The sequence below is a fragment of the Lysobacter enzymogenes genome (assembly GCF_017168095.1).
In the GTDB taxonomy this organism is placed as follows: Bacteria; Pseudomonadota; Gammaproteobacteria; order Xanthomonadales; family Xanthomonadaceae; genus Lysobacter; species Lysobacter enzymogenes_D.
In genome coordinates this window covers 1-2,194 of record NZ_LXSD01000096.1, presented here as the reverse complement: position 1 = coordinate 2,194, position 2,194 = coordinate 1, and the positions used below count along the sequence as shown (strand labels likewise).

At 74.4% G+C, this 2,194-nt stretch carries 3 protein-coding genes; all 3 read right to left on the bottom strand.

Annotation, left to right across the window (positions count from 1 at the left end; translation table 11 throughout):
* Positions 1-293: hypothetical protein (locus A7A76_RS02745; protein ID WP_206409757.1), on the bottom strand; the 293-nt coding region annotated here is incomplete at its 3' end.
* Positions 290-1,615, bottom strand: coding sequence for a FliI/YscN family ATPase (locus tag A7A76_RS02740; protein ID WP_206409756.1), 1,326 nt, complete (start codon positions 1,613-1,615; stop codon positions 290-292). The genes A7A76_RS02740 and A7A76_RS02745, both read right to left, overlap by 4 nt.
* Positions 1,612-2,194 (bottom strand): FliH/SctL family protein (locus tag A7A76_RS02735; RefSeq protein WP_206409755.1); only part of this gene is annotated, 583 nt, incomplete at its 5' end. The genes A7A76_RS02740 and A7A76_RS02735, both read right to left, overlap by 4 nt.

The following is a 2,194-nucleotide window of genomic DNA, read 5'->3' as shown; positions in this document are numbered from 1 at the left end:
CGCAGTTGCACGGCTTGCGCGTCGCGCTGTTCGGCGTGCGCGGCCTGCGCGCGGCGCCAGGCCGCGTCCTCGATCGCGGCGACCGCGCGCAGGCGGTCGAGATCGAGCGCGCCCTCGAGCAGGCGCGCCTGCGCCTGCCGCACCTCGTCCACCCGCGCCTGCGCCTGTTCGCTGCGCTGCGCGGCGTGGCGGGTCTGCTCGACCCGGCGGCCGTAGGCGTCGGCGGCGCGATCCTCCTGGAACTCGCGCCAACGCAGCAAGGTGGCGATGGCGCCGATGTCGTCCGCGCTCATGCGCTCCTCCCGTTCACCGCCGCGCCGAGCCGGCGCAGCGCCTCGGCGCGCGCGCAGCTTTCTTCCGGCGCCTGCCGCAGCACCTTGTCCAGCGCCGGCTTGAGGTCGATGGCGCGGTCCAGCGCCGGATTGCCGCCGCGCTGGTGCGCGCCGAGCTCGATCAGGTCGCGCGAGGCCTCGTACGCGGCCAGGTGCCGGCGCGCCTCCGCCGCCAGCGCGTTGTCGTCGGCGCCCGCGATCTGGCTCATCAGGCGGCTCACGCTGTGCAGCACGTCGATCGCCGGATGGTGGCCGCGCGCGGCCAGCTCGCGGGTCAGCACGATGTGGCCGTCGAGGATCGCGCGCATGTGGTCGGTGATCGGCTCGTTCATGTCGTCGCCTTCGACCAGCACGCTGTAGATGCCGGTGATCGCGCCGGAATCGCGCAGGCGGCCGCAGCGCTCCAGCAGCCGCGGCAATTGGCTGAACACCGACGGCGTGTAGCCGCGGAAGGTCGGCGGCTCGCCGATCGCCAGGCCGATCTCGCGCTGGGCCATGGCGAAGCGGGTCATCGAGTCGACGATCAGCAGCACCGACTTGCCGCGGTCGCGGAAGTACTCGGCGACCGCGTGCGCGGCGTGGGTCGCGTGCACGCGCAGCAGCGCCGACTCGTCGGAGGTCGCGGCCACCACCACCGCGCGGCGCAGGCCTTCTTCGCCGAGCGAATGGCGCAGGAACTCGCCGACCTCGCGGCCGCGCTCGCCGATCAGGCCGAGCACGGTGACGTCGGCGCGGACCTGGCGCGCGAGCATGCCGAGCAAGGTGCTCTTGCCGACGCCGCTGCCGGCGAACACGCCCATGCGCTGTCCCGCGCCGAGCGTCAGCAGCGCGTCGATGGCGCGCACGCCAGTGTCGAGCACCTGGTCGATCGGCGCGCGCCGCAGCGGATTGATCGGTTCGCGGTACAGCGGATAGTCCGCGGCGCTGGCGATCGGGCCGAGCCCGTCCAGCGGCTGGCCGAGCGCGTCGACCACGCGCCCGAGCAGGCCGTCGCCGACCGCGATCGCGACCGGCCGGCCGCTGGCGCGGATCCGGCTTTCGGTGGAAATCGCGCCGACGTGGCCGTAGGGCATCAACAGCACGCGCTCGTCGCGGAAGCCGACGACTTCGGCCCGCACCGGCGCGTCGCCGGCGGCGCCTTCGATCTCGCACAACTCGCCCAGCCGCGCGTCCGGCCCTTCGGCCTCGATCACCAGGCCGTTGAACGAGACGATCCGGCCGAGCCGGCGGCTCATCGGCGCGGCCTGGATTTCCTCGCGCAGGCGGGCGGTCAGCGGGTTCATCGCGGCGCGGCCTCCAGGCCGCGCAGCAAGGCTTGCTTGAGCGCGTCCAGGCGGTCTTCCAGGCGCGTGTCGTAAGCGCCCTTGCGGGTCTGCAGCCGGCATTCGCCCGGGCGCAGGGTCGGATCGACAAGCACGCGCAGTTCGGTCTGCGCGGCGACCGCGGCCTCGACTGCGTCGAAGGCTTCCGGCCCGATCCGCAGCGTGGCCGGGCGATGCCGGTATTCGTCGAGCAGTTGCGCGCACAGCGCCGCGGTGGTCTGGCCGCGCGCGGCCGCCTCGCGTTCGCCGAGCGCGCGGCACAGCGCGGCGTAGGCGATCTCGACCACGGCTTGGCCGAGTTCGGCTTCGGTTTCGGCCACGCGCCTGGCCAGATCACCGGCGAGCGCGCGCAACTCGGCGCGCGCCTCGTCCAGCGCCCGCGCGCGCTCGGCGTTGCCGGCTTCGATCTCGCCGCGCACGCGCTCGCGTTCGAGCTGCAATTCGGCGGCGGCTTCGGCCAGCCCTTCGGCGCGGCCGTCGCGGCGCGCCTGCGCGAGCACGCGCTCGCGTTCCTGCGCGAGCAGTTCGGCCGGGTCCGGC

Coding starts and splice junctions, on each gene's coding strand:
- A7A76_RS02740 (WP_206409756.1), bottom strand. CDS start 1,615: ATGAACCCGCTGACCGCCCGCCTGCGCGAGGAAATCCAGGCCGCGCCG.